Source organism: Nostoc cf. edaphicum LEGE 07299 (assembly GCF_015207245.1).
Classification (GTDB): Bacteria; Cyanobacteriota; Cyanobacteriia; order Cyanobacteriales; family Nostocaceae; genus Nostoc; species Nostoc edaphicum_B.
Map to the genome: position 1 here is coordinate 1 of NZ_JADEXF010000684.1, position 3,459 is coordinate 3,459.

A 3,459-nucleotide genomic window follows, 5' to 3' on the forward strand; every position below is an offset into this window, starting at 1 on the left:
GCTTTAGTTGCGTTTGTCCGCAAGGGAATTACAAGTTTGGAAACTGCATTGATTGAGAGAGTTAAGATTTACGGCAAATGTTTAGGTGAAGAATTTCCAGTTTGGAATCAAGAACTTGAACTTGCTGGACAAGGTGGACAAGAGCAAATTTTTACATTTGAGGAAAGTAATACGAAGAAAAAGCAGCTACAAACTCACTTTGCACAAAATGTTCTAGAACGGTTCATGAACTTGAAAGCTAGAACATCTATTGGCATTAGTTATAATGACTTCCCACCTGTCTTAGGACTAGCAAAATTAGCAGTTCAAAAGTTTGAACGTTCTCCTGATAGTGAAGTTTGTTCTTATTTAACTGAATTAATTAAGAAAGTTATGCTTTACTATGAGCTTTCGCTTGAATGCATGGGTAACAAAGTTAAACGAGCAAGCTTACTGAATGGTATTTTTATCGGTCTTGGAGCGCTGACAGGAATAGCAGCAAATGAACCTATTGGTAAATTTATGGCAAGTGAATTTCCCAATGTACCTAAATCTATTATTCATGGTTTATATGAGTTTGATACAGTACTTTCTGCACTCTGGATTAGAGCTGGAGAATTAACTTATGAATTGGATGAAATTTTGAACAAGCCAGTTGATTTAGAGACACTAAAGCTTAAAAAACTAGAAGTAGTTACTCAATCATCTACATCCTCTCCGACACTAGAATTCCCAACCCCGACGCCAAGAACAACAAACTCAGCTAGAGTTGTAACTTCTCATGTTGCAAGCGACGATAAAAAGATACTTGCCGGAATTTTTGCAATTCTGTTGGGAACATTGGGTATTCATAAGTTTATTCTGGGCTACACCAAAGAAGGCGTTATCATGCTTCTTATAACCCTGTTTACTGCTGGTTATGGTGCATTTGTCATGGGTATCATTAGCATTATCGAGGGAATTATTTACTTAACAAAGTCGGATCGAGAGTTCGTACAAACCTATGTCAGCAGTAAAAAGGGTTGGTTCTGACATTCAAATTAAAAAGGTTGCCCAATGGACAACCTTCTGATGTAATTTATCAATGAATTACTTAGCAGCCTTAGCAGTCTTTTTCAAACCTTCCCATCTTTGTCGCAGTCGCTTTAAGTTAGGCGGATTATCACCGTAACGCCAGCCAACATAGGCTTGACAAATTTCATCTATGACCTCAGCAGTTGCTAGAGCATGATGCTGGTATGAGACTCTGGCATACTCTAAAGGTGTTTGTGCTGGATGTTTGCCTAAACCTTTTTGGGTTGTCCATTGCAGCATTTGTTGATAAAGGCTCTCCATCGCTGGCAATTTCTTCAACCATCGACGGTTGCGCCACTCTCGCCACTGACCCCAACCCAGCCAACCGAAGAAAGCCGTTGTAGTCCCCACAATTAAGCCAGTCAATACGCCAAACCAACCTTGGGAAAATAAAGCTAAAAACCAAGCGATCGCTCTAATCACCCATTTAAATATTGTCTCAAATACATTATTCAACAAACCTGTCAGCGGAGAAGGTAGCCAGCCAGCAACCCAATGCCACAATTGGCGCAACACACTAAAAGTCTGAGTGTCTTCAATTGAAGGTGGTATCAGAGGATGATTGGGAATAGGGTCAAAGGCAAACCAACCGTATTTCGGAAAATACACTTCCGTCATCGCATAAGCGTCAGTATTACGGACAACATATAGCCCTGTAAATGGATTAAACTCTCCCGCACTAAACCCTGCTACTAACCGCGCTGGAATGCCAATGGAACGCAACATCACCGTGAGAACTGTTGAAAAGTGGTCTGGATAGCCTCCTTTTTGCTTAAACAAAAAAGTTTCTACCAAGTCTTCTTTTTCACTCAAATAAGGTAGGTCTAAGGGATTTTGGGGAATAGAGTAGCGTTGCTTTAAATATTGAGCTAAGTAGAGAGCTTTTTCGTAGGGTGAATCTAGGCTTTTAGCAGACTTCGAAACTTTTTCTTGATTGTAGTTAGCGAGGATTTCTTCGGTACGTTGCCGGACTTTTTCAGCAATTTCGGGAGGAATTTGCAGATAATGCTTTTTAATTTGTTGGGGATATTTAGTCGAAGCTTGACCTAACAAAGTGCGATCGCGGTATGGTACTTCGGAAATTACTGTGTAGGTGAAGCCTTCTGATAATTCTACAGGCGATCGCAATCCGTCTTCCTTATCAACAGCAATCACTGGTGCTGGAAAGTAAACTTCCTTGGGATAAGTCATCGCCGGAATCAGGTTAGGCAAATCCGACACCACTGTATAAGTTTGTACTACCTCTTGGGTTTTACCAGTAAGCACAGATGGGGAAAGAAAAATTTGGTAAGACCAAGGCGATCGCCTAACAGTCGTAACATTCTCATTGCGAGAAACCTCCCATCCCTTACCTGTATAGCGATCGAATGCTAATACTCGCCAAAAACCCTCAGCTTGCGATCGCACCTGCATGACAACCTTGGGTTTCATCTCGCCCCGCAGGTTTTGATTCATTTGGCTATTAAAGCCGTAATAAAAATTATTATCTATTTTACCTGGTTGACCAGTTTTATTTTGTCCTGTACCATCGCTACCACTGCCTTGATTCTCACCTTTACCTTGGCGGACATAACCGGGATTAATGATACTACGACCAGTGAAATTACTTTTTACTTGAATGGCAGAACTTACAGGAAAATTCCGTAATTGATAGCCGGGAAATCTGGGTAAAACAGCAAAAATTGCCAGCCCCAGACCGACAATTAGTAAAAAAGTTAGAATTAAAAATTTAAAATTAAGACTTGAGGAATTCTTCTGATTGAATTTTTCCTTTTGAGTTTTTAATGGCTGCAAACCCAAACGCGAGCGGTAATCTAATACTAGAGTTGGCAGAGCGATCGCTAAAAATAACAGCAACACAGGTGCAAATGCTAAAGTCTGACTTAGGGTTGCTGCCACACCCAATAAAATCAGTCCGATCACAATCGAATAGCCCAAATTTTTCCGGCGGGGTGTATCAAAGCTGTGTAACACCTGGAGTTGAATTAATAACTCTGCCAAACCCAACCGCGTATCATTCAACTCTCCGACTAATCGCCCAAAGAAAGCACCCAGTGCTACTAACATTCCGATGGCGATACAGAATTTAATTGCAATATTGCGATCGCGGCGACGATAATAACTCCAAAATGCACCCACTACACTCAGGGGTAACGCCCAAAAACTGAATGAAGTTTCAGCAGCAATATCCGTCGCCACAATCCCCAAAATAACCAACGCTAGCACCAGCACCCGCAATAAAATTGAATCTTCCACTTCAATCAAAGGCGACCCCTGCGGATTTTGCCGCCAGAAATTACCTACAGGGATACGCCAAAACCGATTCATCCTGGATAAGTTAAACATTTGAGTTTAATAGAAGCAATGATGTAGATGCAACAAACACAATGCAGGAAAGTCATTACT

2 protein-coding genes are annotated in these 3,459 nt (G+C 41.1%); one reads left to right on the forward strand and one right to left on the reverse strand.

Annotated features, from left to right (window positions below; genetic code table 11):
• Window positions 1-1,011: TM2 domain-containing protein (locus tag IQ229_RS24925; RefSeq protein ID WP_409339945.1), on the forward strand; the 1,011-nt coding region annotated here is incomplete at its 5' end.
• A 57-nt stretch (window positions 1,012-1,068) separates the two neighbouring features.
• Here IQ229_RS24925 and IQ229_RS18975 read toward each other — a convergent pair.
• Complete coding sequence (locus tag IQ229_RS18975; RefSeq protein WP_409339946.1) at window positions 1,069-3,399, reverse strand: transglutaminase TgpA family protein; 2,331 nt, start codon at window positions 3,397-3,399, stop codon at window positions 1,069-1,071.
• Between the last annotated feature and the right edge of the window lie 60 nt (window positions 3,400-3,459).

Bases quoted from the DNA above. Each gene is read 5' to 3' on its own strand.
- IQ229_RS18975 (WP_409339946.1), bottom strand. From the start codon at position 3,399: ATGTTTAACTTATCCAGGATGAATCGGTTTTGGCGTATCCCTGTAGGT.